19 protein-coding genes and 1 riboswitch are annotated in these 21102 nt (G+C 61.8%); of the genes, 12 read left to right on the plus strand and 7 right to left on the minus strand.

Annotated elements, in window-relative coordinates; genetic code table 11:
- The first annotated feature begins 364 nt into the window (after nt 1-364).
- On the plus strand, nt 365-2140 hold the full coding sequence (aspS, locus tag AC2ISB_RS01685) for an aspartate--tRNA ligase (protein ID WP_486575761.1): 1776 nt from the start codon (nt 365-367) through the stop codon (nt 2138-2140).
- Nucleotides 2141-2233: 93 nt separating this feature from the next.
- On the opposite strand, the gene AC2ISB_RS01690 is transcribed toward aspS, so the two are convergent.
- From AC2ISB_RS01690 to mce, 3 genes are read right to left on the minus strand one after another with little or no spacing between them, the layout of a single operon-like run.
- Nucleotides 2234-2404 carry a YqaE/Pmp3 family membrane protein gene (locus AC2ISB_RS01690; protein ID WP_339109121.1) on the minus strand — a complete coding sequence of 57 codons (171 nt, stop codon included), beginning with the start codon at nt 2402-2404 and terminating at the stop codon, nt 2234-2236.
- A gap of 54 nt (nt 2405-2458) precedes the next feature.
- Nucleotides 2459-2710, minus strand: coding sequence for a DUF167 domain-containing protein (locus AC2ISB_RS01695; RefSeq protein WP_339109122.1), 252 nt, complete (start codon nt 2708-2710; stop codon nt 2459-2461).
- 3 nt (nt 2711-2713) lie between these two features.
- Complete coding sequence (gene mce / locus AC2ISB_RS01700; protein ID WP_339109123.1) at nt 2714-3118, minus strand: methylmalonyl-CoA epimerase; 405 nt, start codon at nt 3116-3118, stop codon at nt 2714-2716.
- Nucleotides 3119-3296: 178 nt separating this feature from the next.
- On the opposite strand from mce, the gene AC2ISB_RS01705 reads away from it, so the two are divergent.
- Nucleotides 3297-4007, plus strand: a complete 711-nt coding sequence (locus AC2ISB_RS01705) for a response regulator transcription factor (RefSeq protein ID WP_339109124.1) — start codon at nt 3297-3299, stop codon at nt 4005-4007.
- Nucleotides 4008-4014: 7 nt separating this feature from the next.
- On the opposite strand, the gene AC2ISB_RS01710 is transcribed toward AC2ISB_RS01705, so the two are convergent.
- From AC2ISB_RS01710 to AC2ISB_RS01725, 4 genes are all read right to left on the minus strand, one after another.
- On the minus strand, nt 4015-4737 hold the full coding sequence (locus tag AC2ISB_RS01710; RefSeq protein ID WP_339109125.1) for a GNAT family N-acetyltransferase: 723 nt from the start codon (nt 4735-4737) through the stop codon (nt 4015-4017).
- A gap of 71 nt (nt 4738-4808) precedes the next feature.
- Nucleotides 4809-5225 (minus strand): DUF1489 family protein, encoded by a 417-nt coding sequence (locus AC2ISB_RS01715; RefSeq protein ID WP_339109126.1) that lies wholly within the window; start codon nt 5223-5225, stop codon nt 4809-4811.
- Nucleotides 5226-5291: 66 nt separating this feature from the next.
- Entirely contained in the window at nt 5292-6746 is a 1455-nt protein-coding gene (locus tag AC2ISB_RS01720; protein ID WP_486575764.1) for a sensor histidine kinase, read from the minus strand.
- Nucleotides 6743-7468 carry a response regulator transcription factor gene (locus tag AC2ISB_RS01725; protein ID WP_339109128.1) on the minus strand — a complete coding sequence of 242 codons (726 nt, stop codon included), beginning with the start codon at nt 7466-7468 and terminating at the stop codon, nt 6743-6745. Before AC2ISB_RS01725 ends, AC2ISB_RS01720 begins: the two co-directional genes overlap by 4 nt.
- A 272-nt stretch (nt 7469-7740) precedes the next feature.
- Here AC2ISB_RS01725 and AC2ISB_RS01730 point away from each other — a divergent pair, with 272 nt between their 5' ends.
- From AC2ISB_RS01730 to nadC, 10 genes are all read left to right on the plus strand, one after another.
- Nucleotides 7741-8988 carry an ABC transporter substrate-binding protein gene (locus AC2ISB_RS01730; protein WP_339109129.1) on the plus strand — a complete coding sequence of 416 codons (1248 nt, stop codon included), beginning with the start codon at nt 7741-7743 and terminating at the stop codon, nt 8986-8988.
- A gap of 68 nt (nt 8989-9056) precedes the next feature.
- A complete protein-coding gene (locus AC2ISB_RS01735; protein ID WP_339109130.1) occupies nt 9057-9929 on the plus strand; it encodes a carbohydrate ABC transporter permease in 873 nt (290 codons plus the stop codon).
- Nucleotides 9922-10812, plus strand: a complete 891-nt coding sequence (locus AC2ISB_RS01740; protein ID WP_486575767.1) for a carbohydrate ABC transporter permease — start codon at nt 9922-9924, stop codon at nt 10810-10812. The genes AC2ISB_RS01735 and AC2ISB_RS01740 overlap by 8 nt, the downstream gene beginning before the upstream one ends.
- A gap of 4 nt (nt 10813-10816) precedes the next feature.
- Complete coding sequence (locus AC2ISB_RS01745) at nt 10817-11908, plus strand: ABC transporter ATP-binding protein (protein ID WP_339109132.1); 1092 nt, start codon at nt 10817-10819, stop codon at nt 11906-11908.
- A 334-nt stretch (nt 11909-12242) separates the two neighbouring features.
- The gene (locus AC2ISB_RS01750) at nt 12243-14534 is read left to right on the plus strand and encodes an Orn/Lys/Arg family decarboxylase (RefSeq protein ID WP_339109133.1); all 2292 of its coding nucleotides are present in this window, start codon (nt 12243-12245) and stop codon (nt 14532-14534) included.
- A gap of 100 nt (nt 14535-14634) precedes the next feature.
- Complete coding sequence (locus AC2ISB_RS01755; RefSeq protein ID WP_339109134.1) at nt 14635-15288, plus strand: HAD family hydrolase; 654 nt, start codon at nt 14635-14637, stop codon at nt 15286-15288.
- 80 nt (nt 15289-15368) lie between these two features.
- A riboswitch (glycine riboswitch) is annotated at nt 15369-15459 on the plus strand.
- Between the two features lie 171 nt (nt 15460-15630).
- Nucleotides 15631-16731, plus strand: coding sequence for a glycine cleavage system aminomethyltransferase GcvT (gene gcvT / locus AC2ISB_RS01760; RefSeq protein WP_486575769.1), 1101 nt, complete (start codon nt 15631-15633; stop codon nt 16729-16731).
- Nucleotides 16732-16795: 64 nt separating this feature from the next.
- Entirely contained in the window at nt 16796-17155 is a 360-nt protein-coding gene (gene gcvH / locus AC2ISB_RS01765) for a glycine cleavage system protein GcvH (protein WP_486576732.1), read from the plus strand.
- A gap of 122 nt (nt 17156-17277) precedes the next feature.
- Nucleotides 17278-20109 carry an aminomethyl-transferring glycine dehydrogenase gene (gene gcvP, locus AC2ISB_RS01770; RefSeq protein ID WP_486575771.1) on the plus strand — a complete coding sequence of 944 codons (2832 nt, stop codon included), beginning with the start codon at nt 17278-17280 and terminating at the stop codon, nt 20107-20109.
- 103 nt (nt 20110-20212) lie between these two features.
- Nucleotides 20213-21049 (plus strand): carboxylating nicotinate-nucleotide diphosphorylase, encoded by an 837-nt coding sequence (nadC, locus tag AC2ISB_RS01775; protein ID WP_406720326.1) that lies wholly within the window; start codon nt 20213-20215, stop codon nt 21047-21049.
- The last annotated feature ends 53 nt before the right edge of the window (nt 21050-21102 follow it).

The following is a 21102-nucleotide window of genomic DNA, read 5'->3' on the forward strand; positions in this document are numbered from 1 at the left end:
AAACCGGCCCAGGCGTGCTGTCTTGCAGGGTGGAGCGCTTGCACGGGGGCGCGGCGTCGGCCCTGTTGCAAGTGTTCGCGCCGTCAAGAGAGGAATCGAGAAGTGGCCGTGTGAATCCCTGCCGGACAGGGCGGGCGGTCTGGCACAGGATGCATGTGTTTTGCCTCCTTGCCCGCTAAATAGGCATGTAACAGCGCCTGTCCGCCGCGCTGCATGGGCCTGCCGTGCACAGAAAGCACCGCAGGCAGGCTTTGAAATCTCTTCCGGCCTTGACTTTCCTGCCCCCAGAATGTGTATCGGCGCAGAGCCGAACGCCCATGTTTCATGGGCCGATTTCGCGAGCCTAAACACTGAGGGAAGTCACATGCACGCCTATCGTTCCCATACCTGCGCCGATCTGAGCGCGGCCAATGCCGGTGAAACCGTCCGCCTGTCGGGCTGGGTGCATCGGGTGCGAGACCACGGTGGCGTGCTGTTCATCGACCTGCGCGACCATTACGGCATGACGCAAGTGCTGTGCGATGGCGACAGCCCCGCCTTCAAGGCGCTGGAAAAAGTGCGCTCGGAATGGGTGATCCGCATCGACGGGTCGGTGAAGCTGCGCGATGCCTCGCTTGTGAACCCCAAGATCCCGACCGGCGAGATCGAGGTCTATGTCCGCGATATCGAAGTGCTGGGCGAGGCCGCCGAGCTGCCGCTGCCGGTCTTTGGCGAACAGGACTATCCCGAAGAGACGCGCCTGACCTATCGCTTCCTCGACCTGCGCCGCGAGAACCTGCATAACAACATGATGCTGCGTTCCAACGTGGTGCGCAGCCTGCGCAACCGCATGTGGGATGCGAAGTTCAACGAATTCCAGACGCCGATCATCACCGCCTCCAGCCCCGAAGGCGCGCGTGACTTCCTTGTGCCCTCGCGTCTGCATCCGGGCAAATTCTACGCGCTGCCGCAGGCGCCGCAGCAGTTCAAACAGCTGATCATGGTCGCGGGCTTCGACCGTTACTTCCAGATCGCGCCCTGCTTCCGTGACGAGGACCCGCGCGCCGACCGTTCGCCCACCGACTTCTACCAGCTCGATGTCGAGATGTCCTTCGTCAACCAAGAAGACGTGTTTGCCGCCGTGCAGCCCGTTATTCAGGGCGTCTTCGAGGAATTCGGCAAAGGCAAGCGCGTCGATAGCGAATGGCCGCTGATCCCCTATAAGGAATCGCTGCTGAAATACGGCTCGGATAAGCCCGACCTGCGCAACCCGATCGAGATGCAGGTGGTTTCCGAGCATTTCGCTGGCTCCGGTTTTGCGATCTTCGCCAAGCTGCTGGAACAGGAAGGCACCGAGATCCGCGCGATCCCCGCGCCCAAAGGCGGCTCGCGCAAGTTCTGCGACCGGATGAATAAATTCGCGCAAGAGCAGGGTCTGCCGGGCATGGGCTATATCTTCTGGCGTAAAGCCGAAGATGGCTCGATGGAAGCCGCAGGTCCGCTGGCCAAGAACATCGGCCCCGAGCGTACCGAGGCGATCCGCAGCCAGCTGGGTCTGGGCGAGGGTGATGCGGCCTTCTTCCTTGGCGGCAAGCCCGAAAGCTTCGAGGGCGTGGCGGGCCGTGCGCGCAATGTCATTGGTGAAGAGCTGGGCCTGACCGAGAAGGACTGCTTCAAATTCGCATGGATCGTCGATTTCCCGATGTATGAGAAAGACGACGAGGGCAAGATCGACTTCAGCCACAACCCCTTCTCGATGCCGCAGGGCGGGTTGGAAGCGCTGGATGGCGACCCGCTGGATGTGCTGGGCTATCAGTATGACCTTGCCTGCAACGGCTACGAGCTGATCTCGGGCGCGATCCGGAACCACGATCTGGCGATCATGTATAAGGCCTTCGAGATCGCGGGCTATCCGCATTCCGAGGTCGAGAAGCGTTTCGGCGGTATGGTCAAAGCGTTCAAATATGGCGCTCCGCCCCACGGTGGTTGCGCGGCAGGGATCGACCGGATCGTGATGCTGCTGGCCGAAGAGCAGAACATTCGCGAAGTCATCATGTTCCCGATGAACCAGCGCGCCGAAGATCTGATGATGGGGGCCCCCTCGGAGCCGATGAACGAGCAGCTGCGCGAGTTGAACCTGCGCGTGATCCCGCAGGACTGAGCTCCGGCGTAATCCCGCCCTCTATCACGACATCAGAAAAGGGCCCCTTGGGGCCCTTTTTCACAATCGTTGATCCTGTCGTCTTGCGGGGTCTCAGGCGTGGCTGGGAGTGCGCGCGATCACCCAGACCGCATGGACGATGCCGGGAATGTAGCCCAGAATGGTCAGCAAGATATTGATCCAGAACTGTTTACCCAGTCCCACTTGCAGGAACACACCCAAAGGCGGCAGGATGATCGCCACGATGATGCGAATGAGGTCCATGTCGTTTCCTCCTGTGATTTGAAAGGAAAACGACGGGCGTGGGAAAAGGTTCCCTCAATCGAGGCGGAACACTTTCTGGCGGCTGGTCTGGCCACGCAGCAGCGTAAGGCGCGATTTCGCCACGCCCAGCGTCTTGGCCAGAAGCTTGGTGACGGCGGCATTGGCCTTGCCGTCTTCGGGCACGGTGGTCACATAGGCCCGCAGCCCGTCCTCGGCGAGGAGGATCGCATTGCGCGAGGCTTTGGGGGTCACGCGCAGCGCCACCTCGGCCCCGTTGGCAAATAAAGCAGCGATCTCCTCGCTCATGGGTCAGACCTGTTCCAGCTCGATCAGGCAGCCGTTGAAGTCCTTGGGATGCAAGAACAAAACAGGCTTGCCATGCGCTCCGATTTTCGGCTCGCCGGTGCCCAGAACACGCGCACCCTCGGCTTGCAGCTTGTCCCGCGCCGCCAGAATGTCATCGACTTCGAAGCACATATGGTGAATGCCGCCCGAAGGGTTCTTTTCCAGAAAGCCGTTGATCGGGCTGTTCGCGCCCAGCGGGTAGAGCAGTTCGATTTTCGTATTGGGCAACTCGATGAAGACCACGGTCACGCCGTGATCGGGCTCGTCCTGCGGTGCGCCGACCTTGGCCCCGAGCGTGTTCTCATATTGCGCCGCCGCTGCCTTGAGGTCCGGAACAGCGATTGCAACATGGTTAAGACGACCAATCATTTTTCCTCCTATGCGCCGGGAAATCTGGCGCTTTCTCCTGCGCGGGACGTTGCACCCCTTTGGCCCCGAGGTCAATCACGACCAAAAATGCAGGAAGCAGGTATGCGTTAACCGTCTATTCACTCTATCTCGGCTTAACTCTCTATATACGCCGATTCACCTGACTGTGGAGACCGAGATGAGTGATGACCTTGCCGGCCTTATCGGCCAGCGCCCCGTAAATGCCGCCCGCCCGCTTCTGGGCCTGACGATTCTGGTCGTGGAAGATAGCCGCTATGCCTCCGAGGCGATGCGGCTACTGTGTCTACGGTCGGGGGCGCGTATCCGTCGTGCGGATTGCCTGCGTTCGGCGCATCGTCACTTGCGCACCTACCGCCCGTCGGTGGTGATCGTCGATCTCGGGCTGCCTGATGGCTGCGGGGACGAGCTGATCCGCGAGATCAAGAATGCCGATCAGGCTCTGCCGGTGGTGTTGGGCACGTCTGGCGATACCGGTATGGAGGCGAAGGCCTTTAGCGCGGGGGCCGATGGTTTCCTGCCCAAGCCGGTTGAAAGCCTTGCCCTGTTCCAGCAGGCCGTGCTGTCTGTCCTGCCGCCCAGCGAGCGCCCGAAGATGCCGATCCTGCTGAATGATGCCACGATCAGCCCCGATCCCATCGCTTTGCGCGACGATCTGAACCATATGGCCGAAGTCCTTTCGGGGGCGCAGGATCCGGCCTCTCTGGGCTATGTCGCGCAATTCCTTTCGGGTGTGGCGCGCTCGGCGCGTGATGATGCTCTTGAGGATGCCGCCGTGGCACTAGGACGCGAGGGCGGGCCGTCGGATGCCGATATCACGCGCCTGTCGGGGATGGTACAGGACCGTCTTGCGGCGGGCAGCGCGTTCTGACGCAAGGCTATCCGCGGTGGTCCGCCAGTGCCGGATCAGACGATACCCGCACAAGTCGCGTCAGATCGGAAAGCCGTTCGATCTGCGTGCCACTTGCATCGAAATTCGACGGATCGAGCCAGGCGTAATACGCTTCGCGCAAGGCAGGCCAGTCCTTGTCGGTGGCTGCAAACCATGCCGTGTCGCGATTGCGTCCCTTGTAATGGAGCGCCTGCCGGAAGGTTCCCTCATAGCTCAGGCCCAGCCGTTCAGCAGCCCGCCGGGAGGGCAGGTTGCAGGCATCGCATTTCCATTCGAACCGGCGATAGCCTGCCTCGAAAGCCCATTCGATCATCCGGATGAAACCTTCGCTGGCGGCGCGGCTGCGCTGAAGCTGCGCGCCCAGCACAATGGAACCCAGTTCGATCGTGCCGATTTCGGGCGCGATACGGAGATAGCTTTGCAAACCGGCTGCCTGCCCTGTCACAGGGTCGATGACGGCATAGAACAGCGGATCTTTCGCGGCGATCTGTTCGTTGATCCAGCGGATGAAGGCGGTTTCGGCATGGAAGGGCCCGACAACCATATAATCCCACAAGGCATCATGATTATCCGCCAGTGCCTGATAGAGCGCGTGGGTATGCACGGATGACAGGCGTTCCAGATGCATGTAACGGCCTTCGATCCGCTCCGGTCCCGGAGGTGGCGGGGCAGTCCAATCGCCAAGCGGCGCACCAAAGGCTTTCGGCATCTTCTCTCCTGCGTTTTATCGAACGCTAGCGGGAGTTTGCCAAGCTGGCAATATGCAGATTGACAGCCGGTTCAGCGCAGCCCCAGTTCCGAAAGCGCACTCAGCAACTCGCGCGGTAGCGGCTCTTCGCGGGTCCGGCCTGCGGGCAGGTCTTTCGGTGCATCCTCGGGGCTCAGATAGCGCCAGCCCTGAAACGGGCGGCGGGGCAGGGCCTCGGTGCGGATGATCTTGCGGTCCAGCACGATGGCACAGCGCGCGATCCCGTCTTCGCCCATGCGCTCTTCCAGCCCGATGATTTTCTGCCGCGCCAGCACCGCGCCTTTGAAGACCCAGTAAAGCGAGCCGCCATCCAGCACCTCTTCGGCGCGTTTGGGCCACATGCGGGTGACATGTTCGGCGGGCGATGTGCCGAAACGGGCCTCCTGCCAAGTGGCAAGATCCTCGACCTTTTCGGCACCGACGCAAAGTTTGATAAGATGTTGGGGCATGGGCAATCAATCTGACCGTCTCTGGTAAGGCCCATATAGGCGCTACAGGCTGGGCCGACAACCGCGCTAGAGGCTGCGCGCGATGGTCAGCGTGACCCGAAGCCCCTGCGCGCCCTGCGCAAAGCGCAGATGGCCGTTATGGCTTTCGGCGACGGTTGCGGCAATGGTCAGCCCCAGACCATGCCCCGAAACCTGCGCCTCCTGTCCGCCGCGCTCGAAAGGGGCCACCAGGGCGGCGATCAGCTCGGGCTGGGCCGTGCCGCCTTCGTCCTCGATCACGATCATCGCCTCGCGCGAGCTGGCCTCCAGCCGCAATGTCGCGCGGCGACCGTATTTCAGCGCGTTATCCACCAGATTGGAAATCGCGCGTTGCAGCGCCATCGGGCGGGCCGTGACAAGGATCTGGCGCGCGCCCAGATGGCCATGCCCCGTGCGGCTGGAAAACAGGCTCTGGCCGCCGGTGCTTTCGATATCGGCCACGGGCTGCATCTCGACCGGCTGGCCGGAATCGTGGTAATTATCCACCAGGGCCTCGACCAGCGCGCCAAGGCTCAGTTGCCGCGGGGTTTCGACATCAAGTTCCGAGCGTGTATAGGCCAAGACGCCATCGATCATCTCGCTCATCCGCTCGATATCGGCGGTCAGCTTCTCGCGCAGGGCGTCATCCTCGATCAAGGCGGCCCGCAGGCGCAGCCGTGTTGCTGGCGATCCCAGATCGTGGCTGACCCCCGAGAGCACCATCAACCTTTTGGCCAAGCGCTGTTTTTCGGTGGTCAGATGCTGGTTGACGGCGGCGACTATGGTCGCAAGCTCGGCGGGGCCCTCATCCTCGTATATATCGGGGCCGCCCTGCATCTGGCGCTGGCCGAGCCGGGTGCCGAAATCGCGGAAACGCTGTGCCACACGGGCCGAGGCGATCAGCAGCGCGAGCAGAGCGAATCCGCCCAGAATGACAGCCTGCAGCCGCAGATCGGGCGGGGTGGCGTGGCAGCTCCACAGGTCCGCGCCTGACAGCCGGAACCATTGTCCTTGCGAGTTGCGCATCACCACCAGTGGTGTGCCGCAATAGGTAGAGAGCAGGCGGGTGATCTGCCCGAACATCTCCTGCGCGGTGACATCGGGGCCGCTATTGAACCGTGCCACGGGATAGGTGAGGCTGGGCGAGAGCACCCTGACCAGAGCCTGCGGCGCATTGGTGCCGCTGGGGTGCAGGCCCGTCACGGGGATATGGGTGATGCGGGCGGGGCGGGGGGCTTCGGGCAGCAAAAGGAACTGACCGGCCTCGGCATGGGCGGCCTCGGTTGCGGAAAGCGGATGGGCCTGCAGGGCCTTGGGCATCGGTGCTCCGCTTTCGGTTGCGGCAAACAGCAGCTCTCCGGTCAGCTCGGCCCGGTCCAGATGTGCCTGCCATGCCCGCTGGCTGCTGATCCACAATCCGGTCGCCAGCGCCCCTGCCGCGAATGCCGCCAGCACCCAGAAAACCGCCATTGCCTTCAGGCTGGGATGGGACAGGGGCGTCATTCGGCCTCGTGGGTGACATCGCAGGCCAGCACGTAGCCGATCCCGCGTTCGGTCCGCAACAGGACAGGTGCTTTCGGATTGCGCTCGATCTTCGAACGTAGCCGCCCCACCAGCACATCAATGGCCCGCCCTGTCGGATCGGCCTCGGCCTGATCGGTGAGGGCGGCGGCAATCTCCTCGCGCGAAAGCGGGATGCGCGGATTGGCCAGAAGCGTCTTCAGCAGCGCCGTCTCGCGGGTGGACAGGATCACCTGATAGCCGTCAGGGGCATGGACCTCGTCGCGCCGCCCGTCATAGCGCCAGCCGTCGAAATGCCAGATGCCGGTGGACCGGCGGTAGCTGAGCGAGGGCGTGCGCCGTATCCGCCGCAGCACCGCCTTCACCCGCGCGATCAGCAGATCGGGGTTGAAGGGCTTGGCGATATAGTCATCGGCCCCCACTTCATAGCCCGCCATGCGCTGGTGATCGGCAGAGAGCGCCGAGACCAGAATGATCGGCAGGTCCTGCTCGGCCCGCAGGCGGGCGCAGATTTCCACGCCATTCTCGTCGGCCAGCATCACATCCAGCAGGATCAGATCCACCCGATGCCCGTCCATATGGGCGCGGATTTCGGCCTCGTTCGCGGCAGGATGGGCGGCAAAGCCATTGCGTTGCAGGAATGTCACCATCATCTGTCGCATATCGGCATCGTCATCGACAACCAGCAGATGCGGTATCGCCATCGGTTCTCCTCCCCCCTGTCGCCTGCCCTGTCGCCGCATGGCCGGGTGTCTGTCCTGGCCAAACCGGCATGACGGTGCAAATCGCCCATATCTGGCGGTCTTGGCCACCAGATATGCTTCCTTTGGTAACAAGATGTAACAAAGCGGGCAAGAAACCCACGCCGCAGCGCAGAAGTCCGGCGGTAACACCATTGCGAGAAAAGCTTGAGGTGGCGCTATACTGTCGGGGACCATGCGCTGGGGAGTGGCGCAGGTATTTGGGAGGATTTCGAATGAAACATATGACTGCATTTGCAGCCCTGTCGGCGGCAACCCTGACCGCGACTGTCGCCATGGCCGAGCCGCAGGCGGAAGTCCTGCACTGGTGGACATCGGGCGGCGAGGCCAAGGCCGTGGCCGTGCTGCAAAAGCAATTCAGCGACCGTGGCGGTGTCTGGACCGATATGCCGGTCGCCGGTGGCGGTGGCGATGCCGCGATGAGCGCGCTGCGGGCGCGTGTGCTGTCGGGCAATGCGCCGACCGCCGTGCAACTCAAGGGCCCCGCGATTCAGGAATGGTATGACGAGGGCGTGCTGGCCGATATCTCGGATGTGGCCGAGGCGCAGCATTGGGATGATGTGCTGCCCGCACAGATCGCCGAGCATATGAAATGCGACGGCCACTGGTGTGCCGCGCCGGTCAATGTGCACCGCGTGAACTGGGTCTGGGCCAATAAGTCGATCCTCGAGGCCAATGGCATCGAGATGCCCACCACTTGGGAGGAGTTCAACGCCGCTGCCGACAAGCTGAAGGCTGCAGGGATCACGCCTTTGGCGCATGGCGGTCAGGCATGGCAGGATGCGACCATCTTCGAAACCGTCGTGCTTGGCATTGGCGGCCCCGATTTCTACCAGAAGGCGCTCGTTGATCTGGACCCCGATGCGCTGACTTCGGACACGATGAAATCGGTCTTTGACGAGATGCGCAAACTGCGCGGCTATGTCGATGACAACTTCTCGGGTCGCGACTGGAACCTTGCCACCGCGATGGTCATGAATGGCGAGGCGGCGTTCCAGATCATGGGCGACTGGGCGAAGGGCGAGTTCCTTGCCGCAGGCAAAGAGCCGGGCGTGGATTTCGTCTGTGCGCCGACCCCGGGGGATGCGGGTTTCCTTTATAACGTCGACAGCTTCGCGATGTTCAAGGTGGATGGCAAAGACAAGCAGGATGGCCAGAAGCTGCTGGCCGAGCTGATCGTCGGCCCCTCCTTCCAGGAAACCTTCAACCTCAATAAGGGTTCGATTCCGGTGCGGACCGACGTGTCTCTGGACAAGTTCGACGATTGCGCCAAGAAATCCGCCGCCGATATGAAGGCCGATGGTGCGGCGGGCTCGCTTCTGCCGTCGATGGCGCATGGTATGGCGCTGCATGGTGCGCAATCGGGCGCGATCATGGATGTGGTCACCGCGCATTTCAACTCGGACATGTCGTCGGATGATGCCGTGAAAATGCTGGCGGATGCTGTCGCCAACTCGATGTAATCTGCCGATTACACCTTTGCCGTCCGATGCATCGCGTCGGGCGGCCCTCCAACTTTCAGGACATTCCTATGACCGACTGGCTTTCCCGCCATGTCCCAAAGATCGTGCTTGCGCCGACCTTCTTTGCGGTGCTGCTGTTCGTCTATGGTTTTATCGCGTGGACCGCGTGGGTGTCGTTTACCCGCTCGAAGCTGATGCCGCGCTATGACATCGACGGGCTGATCCAGTATGACAGGCTGTTTTCCAACCCGCGCTGGGATACGGCGCTGAACAATCTCTTCGTCTTCGGCGCGCTGTTCATCGTGATCTCGATGGTGCTGGGGCTGCTTCTGGCGATTTTCCTTGACCAGAAGATCCGCATCGAAGGCGCGTTGCGCACGATCTACCTTTACCCGATGGCGCTGTCGATGATTGTCACCGGCACCGCATGGAAATGGATCCTGAACCCCGGTCTGGGCATTCAGGCGATGGTGCAGGGCTGGGGCTTCCCGAATTTCAAGTTCGACTGGCTGATCAACCCCAAGATGGCGCTTTATACCATCGTGCTGGCCGCGATCTGGCAGGCCTCGGGCTTTGTGATGGCGCTGTTTCTGGCCGGTCTGCGCTCGGTCGATGGCGAGATCATCAAGGCCGCCCAAGTGGATGGCATCCCGACATGGCGCGTCTATACCGCGATCATCATCCCCTCGATGGCGCCGATCTTCCTGTCGGCCTTCATCGTGCTGGCGCATCTGGCGATCAAGAGCTTCGATCTGGTCATCGCGCTGACCGGCGGCGGGCCGGGCTATGCGACCGATCTTCCGGCCACCTATATGTATGCGATGGCGTTTTCGCGTGGCGATCTGGGGCAGGCGGCTTCAAGCGCCATGATCATGATGGGCGTCGTTTTTGCCATCGTGGTTCCCTATCTCTATTCGGAATTGAGGGCGAAACATGACTGATATTCCTGTCACCCGCTCTCAGGGCTCGCTTCTGGGGCGCCGTCTCCTGCGCTGGGGCCTTTATGCGATGCTCTGCGTCTTTGCGCTCTATTATCTGCTGCCGCTGTTCGTGATGCTGACCACCTCGCTCAAAAGCCTCGAGGAAATCCGCACCGGATCCTTGGTGGCCCTGCCGCGCGAGATCACCTTTGACGCATGGTCCAAAGCTTGGTCGGGTGCCTGCACGGGCATCCAATGCGAGGGGCTGAAGCCCTTTTTCTGGAACTCCATCCTGATCTCGGTGCCCGGCGTGCTGATCTCGACCATCATTGGCGCGATGAACGGCTATGTCTTTGCCCAATGGCGCTTCAAGGGGACAAACCTCTTCTTCGCCTTCCTGCTGTTTGGCTGCTTCATCCCGTTTCAGGTGGTGCTGCTGCCGATGGCGCGGATGCTGGGGATCTTCGGCATGGCCGGCACCATTCCGGGGCTGATCTTCGTGCATACGATCTATGGTCTGGGCTTTACCACGCTGTTTTTCCGCAACTATTACGTCACCATCCCGCATGAGCTGGTGAGGGCCGCAAAGATCGACGGGGCGGGCTTCTTCCGTATCTTCTGGTCGATCTTCCTGCCGCTCTCGCTGCCGATCTGCGTGGTGACGATCATCTGGCAGTTCACCCAGATCTGGAATGACTTCCTGTTCGGGGTGTCCTTCAGCTCGGCGGGCAGCCAGCCGATCACCGTGGCGCTCAACAATATCGTCAACTCCACCACCGGCGTGAAGGAATATAACGTGGATATGGCGGCTGCGATCATCGCGGGCCTGCCGACGCTCCTCGTCTATATCGTCGCCGGCAAATATTTCATCCGCGGGCTGACCGCCGGTTCCGTGAAAGGCTGATCTCATGGCTCCTATCCTTGACATCAAACATCTGCGTAAAAGCTACGGCGCGACCGAAATCCTGAAGGATATCAACGTCTCTATCGAGAAGGGCGATTTCCTTGTGCTGGTCGGGCCGTCGGGCTGCGGCAAGTCGACCCTATTGAACTGTATCGCGGGGCTCGAGGAGATCTCGGGCGGCACGGTCGAGATTGACGGGCGCGATATGACCCATGTCAGCCCGAAAGACCGTGACATCGCGATGGTGTTCCAAAGCTATGCACTTTACCCCACCATGTCGGTGGCCAAGAATATCACCTTCGGCATGAAGGTGCGCGGTGTGCCGCAGGACGAACAGGACCGCAAACTGGCCGAAGTGGCGAAACAGTTGCAGATCGAGGCGCTTCTGAAGCGCCGTCCGGGGCAGCTTTCGGGTGGTCAGCGCCAGCGGGTTGCGATGGGTCGGGCGCTGGTGCGCGATCCGGCGCTGTTCCTGTTCGACGAGCCGCTGTCGAACCTTGACGCCAAGCTGCGGGTCGAAATGCGGTCGGAAATCAAGAAGCTGCATCACCGGCTTGGGGCGTCGATGGTCTATGTGACCCATGACCAGATCGAGGCGATGACGCTGGCCACCAAGATCGTGGTGATGAAGGGCGGCGTGATCCAGCAGATCGGCACCCCTGCCGAGATCTACAACCATCCCGCCAATACCTTTGTCGCCGATTTCATGGGCAGCCCGCCGATGAACCTGATCCCCGTGAAAACCCAAGCCGCAGGCGCTGGGGCGCAGGTTCGGATCGATCGCGACGGCATGGACCCGATTGTGCTGAATGTGCCGCGCAGCGATCTGCCTGCCGAGGTGCTGATGGGCGTGCGCCCCGAAGACCTTGCCGAGGCGGGCTATCGCGCGGGCAGTTCCGTCCAGCGCGCGCAGATCCGTGTGGATATGGTCGAACCTGCGGGGGCCGATACCTATGTGACCACCCAGATGGGGGGGCGCATGATCACCGCGCGTCTGCACGCCGAAACGCTGGCCCATGCGGGCGAGTTGCTGGATCTGGAATTCGATCTGGACAAGGTGACCTTCTTCGAACCCCAAAGTGGCGCGCGGCTATAAGCGCGTCTTGGGGCGGGCCTCTGTCAGGTGGCCTGTCCCCGCGCGCCCTTCGGGGGCGGTCGGGCGGTGCGAACGCCACGGGGCTTGCGGTGCAAAGCTGTGGATATTTTGTCGGAAATCGGGCTTTGGCCGCGTTTCCTGCAAATAGCGTCTTGCCAAGTTTGGATGTTTCGTGATCCTCGGCTTCGTGATCTGCTATGGTCGGGTTATCCTGAGTGATGGCTTGACGCTCGTCTTATGAGCAGTGACAAACAGGCAACCGCTCGTTTTGCCAGCAGGGTCAGCGGATGACCCTTCTGGCCCTTTGCAGACGCCATCCCTCAAGGAGAGTGTGATGAAGTTCCGTTTCCCCATTGTCATCATCGACGAGGATTTCCGTTCGGAGAATTCGTCAGGCCTCGGCATTCGCGCCTTGGCCGAAGCCATTGAAACCGAAGGGTTCGAGGTGCTGGGCGCCACGAGCTATGGTGATCTGTCGCAATTCGCCCAGCAACAATCGCGCGCCTCGGCTTTTGTGCTGTCGATTGACGACGAGGAATTCACCCCCGGTCCCGATCTGGACCCTGCGGTGATGAACCTGCGCAATTTCATCGAGGAGGTGCGTTGGAAAAATCCCGATGTGCCGATCTATGTCTATGGCGAGACCAAGACCTCGCGCCATCTGCCCAATGACATCCTGCGCGAGCTGCACGGCTTTATCCATATGTTCGAGGATACGCCGGAATTTGTCGCCCGCCATATCGTGCGCGAGGCGAAATCCTATTTGGAAAGCATCCAGCCGCCCTTCTTCAAGGCGCTTCTGGATTATGCCGAGGACGGGTCCTATTCATGGCATTGTCCGGGGCATTCAGGCGGCGTGGCCTTCCTGAAATCGCCCATCGGCCAGATGTATCACCAGTTCTATGGCGAGAACATGCTGCGCGCCGATGTCTGCAATGCGGTGGAAGAATTGGGCCAGCTTCTGGACCATAACGGCGCGATTGGCGCCTCCGAGCGCAATGCCGCGCGGATCTTCAATTCGGACCATTGTTTCTTCGTGACCAATGGCACCTCGACCTCCAACAAGATCGTCTGGCACCACACGGTGGCACCGGGCGATGTGGTGGTGGTGGACCGCAACTGCCACAAATCGATCCTGCATTCGATCATCATGACGGGGGCTATTCCGGTTTTCCTGAAGCCCACGCGCAACCATTTCGGCATCATCGGCCCGATCCCGAAATCCGAATTCACGATGGAGTCGATCCGCGCGAAAATTGCCGCCAACCCTCTGCTGGCCGGCAAGGACAAGGAAGAGGCCACGCCTCGCATCCTGACCCTGACGCAATCGACCTATGATGGCGTGCTCTACAATACCGAAGACATCAAGGAGATGCTCGACGGCCATATCGAGAACCTGCATTTTGACGAGGCATGGCTGCCGCATGCGGCCTTCCACCCGTTCTATGGCCGCTTCCATGCGATGGGCCGCAAGCGCGGGCGCACCAAGAAATCGGTCACCTATGCGACGCAATCGGTGCATAAGCTCTTGGCGGGAATTTCTCAGGCAAGCCATGTGCTGGTGCAGGATAGCGAGGAGATCAAGCTGGACCGGAGCCTCTTCAACGAGGCCTATCTGATGCATACCTCGACCTCGCCGCAATATTCGATCATCGCGTCCTGCGATGTGGCGGCGGCGATGATGGAGCCGCCGGGCGGCACCGCGCTGGTGGAAGAGAGCATCGTCGAGAGCCTCAACTTCCGCCGTGCGATGGCCAAGGTCGATGAGGAATATGCCGCGGACTGGTGGTTCAAGGTCTGGGGGCCGGAAGATTTCGACCATAATTCCGATGGTATGGGGCAGGCCCGCGACTGGGTCCTGAAGAAAACCGATGCCGAGGGTGTGGAAACCGGCGGTGGCGACAGCTGGCACGGCTTTGGCGATATGGCGCCCGGTTTCAACATGCTGGACCCGATCAAGGCGACCATCGTGACGCCGGGTCTGAACCTTGACGGGCGCTTTGACGACTGGGGGATTCCGGCCTCTATCGTGACCAAATATCTGGCCGAACATGGCGTGGTGGTCGAGAAAACGGGCCTTTATTCCTTCTTTATCCTATTCACCATCGGCATCACCAAGGGCCGCTGGAACACGCTTCTGACGGCGCTCCAGCAGTTCAAGGATGATTTCGACAAGAACCAGCCGCTCTGGCGGGCGATGCCCGAGTTCTGCCACAAGCAGCCGCGTTATGAACGGATGGGGCTGCGCGACCTGTGCGATCATGTCCATAAGCTTTACGCAAAATACGATGTGGCGAAGCTCTCGACCGAGATCTATCTGTCGGATCTGACGCCCTCGATGACGCCAGCCGATGCGTTCTCGCATATCGCGCGGCGCACCACGCAGCGGGTGCCGATCGATGATCTGGAAGGCCGCATCACCACCTCGCTTGTGACGCCTTATCCGCCGGGAATTCCGCTGCTGATCCCCGGCGAGGTCTTCAACAAGCGCATCGTGGATTACCTCAAGTTCAACCGTGAATTTGCCCGCGAATGCCCGGGTTTCGAGACCGATATCCACGGTCTGGTGCAGGAGACCGGCCCCGACGGCCAGATCCAGTATTTCGCGGATTGCGTGGCCGAATAGGCCCCTGTTCCCTGCGTCATCCGGCCGGATCGGGTGACGCTGCCGCCCCCTGGCACGACCCGTGCGTGAGACCGATGCGCAGACCACACAGGAGCCGACCATGAGCTTTCCCCATCAGGCCATCTTCTGGGATATCGATGGCACACTTGCCGATAGCGAGCCGGTGCATGAGCGTTCGTTCCATCAGGCCATCAAAGGTTTGGGGCTCAGCCTGCCCGACGATCTGCATGACCGCATTCTGGGGCTGAGCGAGGAGGTCTGCCACGCGTTTCTGGTCGATCACTGCGGTCTGCGGATGGATCTGGCCGACTGGACCCATCGTCGCCATGCGATCTATATGGGGATGCTGGGCGAGGTGGCCCCCTTTCCCAGGGCGCTGCAGATCTGGGCCGGGCTGGAGGCGGCCGGAATCGCCCAGATGCCGGTCTCCAATTCCGACCGCAGGCTGGTGATGGCCAATCTGGATGTGCTCGGTCTGAGCCGTCCGCGGATGAAGCTGGTCAGCCGCAATGATGTGCGTGCAGGCAAACCCGCCCCCGAGCCTTACCTGCGTGCGGCATGGTTGCTTGAACTGGACCCGACCACCTGCGCGGTGGTCGAGGACAGCCCGACGGGCGTGCAGGCCGGACGGGCCGCGGGCATGACCGTTTATGCCGCCCCCGATATGGCGCCTGCCTTGCGTGAAAAGCTGGATCTGCCCTGCGCGCTAAGCCTTCTGGACGGGCTTCCGGCGCAGGCGGCACCTGTCGCCTAAAGTCGCAATTTATCGCGCAAGCGTCGGTTTTGCGTAAAAATCGCTTGCTCTGTCGCAGAGGATCGGGCATCCCTCAGCCAACAGCCGCTACGGGAGAATCCGGCCAATACGCCGGTGCCGAAGGAGCAACCGCCCCGGGAAACTCTCAGGCAAAAGGACCGAACGGCTAAAGACTCTGGAGAGAGGCGTGGGAAACTGCGCCCGCCGAAGGAATAACATTCTCAGGCGCCTGAGACCCGTATGGGGTCGGGCAGGGACAGATGGGGCATCGAGCGGTTGCAGGGCTTTCCTGCGACGAAACACATCGATGCCGGGGATCCGGCTTTATATAAGGAGATCCCGATGACGGAGCTCTTGCGCACGGATCTGTATGATCTGCATGTGTCTTTGGGTGCCAAGATGGTGCCTTTCGCTGGCTGGGAAATGCCCGTGCAATACCCTATGGGCGTAATGAAGGAACATCTTCACACCCGCGCCGAGGCCGGTCTGTTCGATGTCTCGCATATGGGGCAGGTGATCGTGCCCTTGTCGGCGATTGACGCGCTGGAAGCCCTGATCCCTGTCGATATCGCGGGGCTGAAGGAAGGCCGCCAGCGCTATGGCATCTTCACCAATGCGGCGGGCGGCATTCTGGACGATCTGATGATCGCACGTAAATCCGACCATCTGTTTCTGGTGGTCAATGCCGCCTGTGCCGAGGCCGATATCGCCCATCTTCAGGCCCATCTGCCCGAGGTCACGGTTGTCCGCGACCGCGCCTTGATCGCGCTGCAAGGCCCCAAGGCCGAGGCCGCTTTGGCCCGCCTGATGCCCTCCGTGGCCGAGATGCGCTTCATGGATGTGGCAGAGGCCGAATGGAACGGGCAGCTGCTGTGGATCTCGCGCTCGGGCTATACCGGCGAGGATGGCTACGAGATTTCGGTGCCCTCTGCGGTAGCCGTGGCCTTCACGCAGGCGCTGCTGGAGATGGACGAGGTTGCTCCTATCGGTCTGGGCGCGCGCGACAGCCTGCGCCTCGAGGCGGGTCTGTGCCTTTACGGCCATGATCTTGACCCCGATACCACGCCTGTCGAAGGCAATATCGCTTGGGCCATCCAGAAGGTCCGCCGCAAGGGGGGCGCCCGTGAAGGCGGCTTCCCCGGGGCAGATCGCATTCTGGCCGAGCTGGAAACAGGTGCCTCCCGCCGCCGCATGGGCTTGCGCCCCGAAGGCCGCGCTCCCATGCGCGAAGGCGTCGAGGTCTTTGACGCGCCCGAAGGCGGAGCCAAGATCGGCACGATCACCTCGGGCGGTTTCGGCCCCTCGGTCGGCGCGCCCATCGCGATGGCCTATCTGCCCTCCACCCTGACCGAAGGCGATACCGTCTGGGGCGAGGTCCGCGGCAAGCGCCTGCCTGCCAAGGTGGCGGCGATGCCCTTCCAAACCCAAACCTACAAACGTTAAACCTACCTTCGTGCCCTAGGCACAAGCATCATCACATAGGCATCATCATACAGGGGAACGCATGATGAAATTCACCGAAGAGCATGAATGGCTCCGCGTCGAGGGCGATCTGGTTGTTGTCGGCATCACCGAGCATGCCTCCGAGCAGCTTGGCGATGTGGTTTTTGTCGAACTGCCCGAGCCCGGCACGCAAGTGGCCAAAGGCGACGAGATCTGTGTGATCGAGTCGGTCAAAGCGGCGTCGGACATCAGCGCTCCCGTTGATGGCGAGGTCGTCGAGGTCAATGACGCGCTGGCCGATAACCCCGCGCTGGTCAACGAAGACCCGCTGGAAGGCGCATGGTTCTTCAAGATGAAGCTGGAAGACATGGACCAGCTCGAGGCCTTCATGGACGAAGACGAATATAAAGACTTCATCGGCTGATTGGCCGGTCGGACGGGCCCTTTTCGGGCCCGTTCCTTCTCGGGCCTTTCTTCACGGGTCCGCCTCTATCGGTCCGCATGTTGCGGGCCGGACGTCTCCCCTATTGGAACAGGTGCTGCGCTATGCCCTTTACCCCTTCCGCCTATAATACCTATGACTTCGCCAATCGTCGCCACATCGGCCCCAGCCCCTCGGAAATGGCCGAGATGCTGAAGGTGGTGGGCGTGCAGACGCTCGACCAGCTGATCGACGAGACCGTGCCTGCGGGTATCCGCCAGAAGGACGCGCTGTCTTGGGCGCCCCTGTCGGAATACCGCCTGCTTGAGAAAATGCGCGAGGTGGCGGGCAAGAACCGCGTGATGACCTCGCTGATCGGGCAGGGCTATTACGGCACCGTCACCCCCCCCGCGATCCAGCGCAATATCCTTGAGAACCCCGCTTGGTATACGGCCTATACGCCCTATCAGCCCGAGATCGCGCAGGGCCGTCTTGAGGCGCTGCTGAACTACCAGACGATGGTGTCGGACCTGACCGGCCTGCCGGTGGCCAATGCGTCCTTGCTGGATGAGGCAACTGCGGCGGCCGAGGCGATGGCCATGGCGCAGCGTTCGGCCAAGTCGAAGGCCAAGGCGTTCTTTGTGGATATCAACTGCCACCCGCAGACGATTGCCGTGATCGAGACCCGTGCGCAGCCATTGGGCATCGAGATCCTCAAGGGCGAGCCGGAAGAGCTGGTGGCCGATCAGGTCTTCGGCGCGATCTTCCAATATCCGGGCACTCTGGGCCATGTGCGTGATTTCACCGCCCAATGCGAGGCGTTGCATGAGGCTAAGGCCGTGGCCGTGGTCGCAACCGATCTTCTGGCGCTCTGCGTGCTGAAAGAGCCGGGCGCGATGGGGGCCGATATTGCCGTGGGTTCCGCGCAGCGCTTTGGCGTGCCGATGGGCTATGGTGGCCCGCATGCCGCCTTCATGTCCTGCCGCGATGAATTCAAACGGTCGATGCCGGGGCGGATTGTCGGTGTGTCGATCGACGCCAATGGCAACAAGGCCTACCGCCTTGCCCTTCAAACGCGCGAGCAGCATATCCGCCGCGAGAAGGCCACCTCGAATGTCTGTACCGCGCAGGCTCTGCTGGCAGTGATGGCCTCTTTCTATGCTGTCTTCCACGGTCCGATGGGCCTGAAGGCGATAGCCGAGAGCGTGCATTACCATGCGGTGCGCCTGCGCGATGCGCTGGTGGCGGCAGGGGCCGATGTGCAGCCCGCAGCCTTTTTTGACACGCTGACCGTGCGCGTGGGTGTGGGTCAGCAGGGCATTATGGCCGCCGCCCGTCACCGTGGGCTGAACCTGCGCAAGGTCGGCACCGACCGCGTGGGGATTTCGGTCGATGAGCTCACCGATGAGGGTGTGCTGACCCGCCTGCTGGACGCCTTCGGCATCACCGAACCCGCGCCCACAGAGGTCGAGCGTGGCTTCCCCGAGGCGCTGCTGCGCGAAAGCGATTACCTCACCCATCCGGTCTTCCAGATGAACCGCGCCGAATCCGAGATGATGCGCTATATGCGTCGCCTGTCGGACCGCGATCTGGCGCTGGATCGTGCGATGATCCCGCTTGGGTCCTGCACGATGAAGCTCAATGCCGCCGCCGAGATGATGCCGATCACCTGGCCGGAATTCGGCTCGCTGCATCCTTTTGCGCCGCGCAATCAGGCCGAGGGCTATCACGAGGCGATTGCCGATCTGACGGAAAAGCTGTGCGAAATCACCGGCTATGACGCGTTCTCCATGCAGCCGAACTCGGGTGCGCAGGGTGAATATGCGGGGCTTCTGACTATTGCCGCCTATCACAAGGCACGCGGTGAAGAGCACCGCAATATCTGCCTGATCCCCGTCTCGGCGCATGGCACCAATCCGGCCTCGGCGCAGATGGCGGGTATGAAGGTCGTGGTGGTGAAATCCGCGCCCAATGGCGATGTGGATATCGAGGATTTCGAGGCCAAGGCTCTGGAGGCAGGGGCCAATCTGGCGGCCTGCATGATCACCTATCCCTCGACCCACGGCGTCTTCGAGGAAACCGTCCGCACGATCTGCGAGATCACCCATAAGCACGGCGGTCAGGTCTATCTGGACGGGGCCAATATGAACGCGATGGTGGGTCTGGTGAAACCGGGTGAGGTCGGCTCGGATGTCAGTCACCTCAACCTGCATAAAACCTTCGCCATCCCGCATGGCGGCGGCGGTCCGGGCATGGGGCCGATTGGCGTGAAGGCACATCTGGCACCCTATCTGCCCGGTCACCCCGAAGAAGGCAGCGAGGGCACGGTCTCGGCGGCGCCCTATGGCTCGGCCTCTATCCTGCTGATCTCATGGGCCTATTGCCTGATGATGGGCGGCGAGGGTCTGGCGCAGGCGACCCGTGTGGCGATCCTGAACGCCAATTACATCGCCTCGCGCCTGAAAGGCGATTACCCGATCCTGTTCATGGGCAATCGTGGCCGTGTGGCGCATGAGTGCATCCTTGATACACGCGGCTTTGCCGATGTGGGGGTCACGGTGGATGATCTGGCCAAGCGTCTGGTGGATAACGGTTTCCACGCGCCGACCATGTCCTTCCCCGTGGCGGGCACGCTGATGGTGGAGCCGACCGAGTCAGAAACCAAGGCGGAAATCGACCGCTTCATCACGGCGCTGCTGGCGATCCGCGAGGAAGTGCGGGCGGTGGAAAATGGCGAGATCTCGGCGGAAGACAGCCCGCTGCGCCATGCCCCGCATACGGTTGAAGACCTCGTGGCCGAATGGGACCGCGCCTATACGCGCGAGGCGGGCTGCTTCCCGCCCGGGTCGTTCCGCGAGGATAAATACTGGCCGCCGGTGGGGCGTGTGGACAACGTGCATGGCGACCGCAACCTGATCTGCATCTGCCCGCCGCCCGAGGCCTATGCGGCAGAATGATCCATAAGAGGGGGCGATAGCGCCCCCTTTTTCTTTGGCCTTTCGGCCTCTTTTGCTTGGGCGCATGACAGGGTAGAAACCGGCAAACCGGAGGAGGACCCCGATGCTTTACGATATGCGCAAGCTTGACGCCCAGATCGCGCTCTGGCTCGATGAGGATTGTGGCCAGTTCGATCTGACCGCGAAGATCATGGTGGAGGAGGACGCGCAGGGGCGGTTCGCCTTTAACGCGCGCGAGGATATGGTGCTGGCAGGGCTGCCGATGGCCGCGCGGGTGTTCCGCCATCTGGATCCGAAGCTGAAGCTGGAGGCTTTGGCCGAGGAAGGCGAGCGGATCGAGGCGGGCACCACTTTCGCCATTATTCAGGGCAATGCGCAGGCGATCCTGACGGGCGAGCGTGTCGCGCTGAACCTGATGCAGCGGATGTGCGGCATTGCCACGCTGACCGCCGCCTATGTGGCCGAGATCAAGGGCACGGGGGCCTTTCTGGTGGATACGCGCAAGACCACGCCGGGGCTGCGCGGGCTTGAGAAATATGCGGTCACCTGTGGCGGCGGGCGCAACCACCGCCTCAGCCTTGATGGCGGCATCATGTTGAAAGACAACCATATCGCGGTGGCCGGATCGATCACTTTGGCGGTGGCACGCGCCAAGGCGGCAGCACCCGTTCTGACCAAGATCGAGGTCGAATGCGACCGTCTGGAGCAGGTTGACGAGGCGCTGGCGGCGGGGGCCGATGTCATCATGCTGGATAATATGAGCAATGACGAGATGCGCGCGGCGGTCAGGCTGGTGGGCGGGCGCGTGCCGCTGGAATGTTCGGGCGGGGTGCGGCTGGACACGATCCGCGCCAAGGCGGAAACCGGCGTCGATTTCATCTCGGTCGGACGTATTACCCAAAGCGCGCCCTGCGTCGATATCGGGCTGGATGACCTGTAAGGTTTTCATGGACATAAGGGCGCAGGGTCTTAGATAATGGCCCGACCGCTCAG

The sequence above is a fragment of the Thioclava sp. NS-SX20 genome (assembly GCF_057380695.1).

What these genes read in the sequence shown, in the direction of transcription:
- AC2ISB_RS01725 (WP_339109128.1), bottom strand. Translation starts at nt 7,468, where the DNA reads ATGGCGATACCGCATCTGCTGGTTGTCGATGACGATGCCGATATGCGA.
- nadC (WP_406720326.1), top strand. Translation starts at nt 20,213, where the DNA reads ATGCTTTACGATATGCGCAAGCTTGACGCCCAGATCGCGCTCTGGCTC.
- gcvH (WP_486576732.1), top strand. Translation starts at nt 16,796, where the DNA reads ATGAAATTCACCGAAGAGCATGAATGGCTCCGCGTCGAGGGCGATCTG.
- AC2ISB_RS01750 (WP_339109133.1), top strand. Translation starts at nt 12,243, where the DNA reads ATGAAGTTCCGTTTCCCCATTGTCATCATCGACGAGGATTTCCGTTCG.
- AC2ISB_RS01710 (WP_339109125.1), bottom strand. Translation starts at nt 4,737, where the DNA reads ATGCCGAAAGCCTTTGGTGCGCCGCTTGGCGATTGGACTGCCCCGCCA.
- AC2ISB_RS01690 (WP_339109121.1), bottom strand. Translation starts at nt 2,404, where the DNA reads ATGGACCTCATTCGCATCATCGTGGCGATCATCCTGCCGCCTTTGGGT.
- gcvT (WP_486575769.1), top strand. Translation starts at nt 15,631, where the DNA reads ATGACGGAGCTCTTGCGCACGGATCTGTATGATCTGCATGTGTCTTTG.
- AC2ISB_RS01735 (WP_339109130.1), top strand. Translation starts at nt 9,057, where the DNA reads ATGACCGACTGGCTTTCCCGCCATGTCCCAAAGATCGTGCTTGCGCCG.
- AC2ISB_RS01730 (WP_339109129.1), top strand. Translation starts at nt 7,741, where the DNA reads ATGAAACATATGACTGCATTTGCAGCCCTGTCGGCGGCAACCCTGACC.
- AC2ISB_RS01740 (WP_486575767.1), top strand. Translation starts at nt 9,922, where the DNA reads ATGACTGATATTCCTGTCACCCGCTCTCAGGGCTCGCTTCTGGGGCGC.
- AC2ISB_RS01745 (WP_339109132.1), top strand. Translation starts at nt 10,817, where the DNA reads ATGGCTCCTATCCTTGACATCAAACATCTGCGTAAAAGCTACGGCGCG.
- mce (WP_339109123.1), bottom strand. Translation starts at nt 3,118, where the DNA reads ATGATTGGTCGTCTTAACCATGTTGCAATCGCTGTTCCGGACCTCAAG.
- gcvP (WP_486575771.1), top strand. Translation starts at nt 17,278, where the DNA reads ATGCCCTTTACCCCTTCCGCCTATAATACCTATGACTTCGCCAATCGT.
- AC2ISB_RS01755 (WP_339109134.1), top strand. Translation starts at nt 14,635, where the DNA reads ATGAGCTTTCCCCATCAGGCCATCTTCTGGGATATCGATGGCACACTT.
- AC2ISB_RS01715 (WP_339109126.1), bottom strand. Translation starts at nt 5,225, where the DNA reads ATGCCCCAACATCTTATCAAACTTTGCGTCGGTGCCGAAAAGGTCGAG.
- AC2ISB_RS01720 (WP_486575764.1), bottom strand. Translation starts at nt 6,746, where the DNA reads ATGACGCCCCTGTCCCATCCCAGCCTGAAGGCAATGGCGGTTTTCTGG.
- aspS (WP_486575761.1), top strand. Translation starts at nt 365, where the DNA reads ATGCACGCCTATCGTTCCCATACCTGCGCCGATCTGAGCGCGGCCAAT.
- AC2ISB_RS01695 (WP_339109122.1), bottom strand. Translation starts at nt 2,710, where the DNA reads ATGAGCGAGGAGATCGCTGCTTTATTTGCCAACGGGGCCGAGGTGGCG.
- AC2ISB_RS01705 (WP_339109124.1), top strand. Translation starts at nt 3,297, where the DNA reads ATGAGTGATGACCTTGCCGGCCTTATCGGCCAGCGCCCCGTAAATGCC.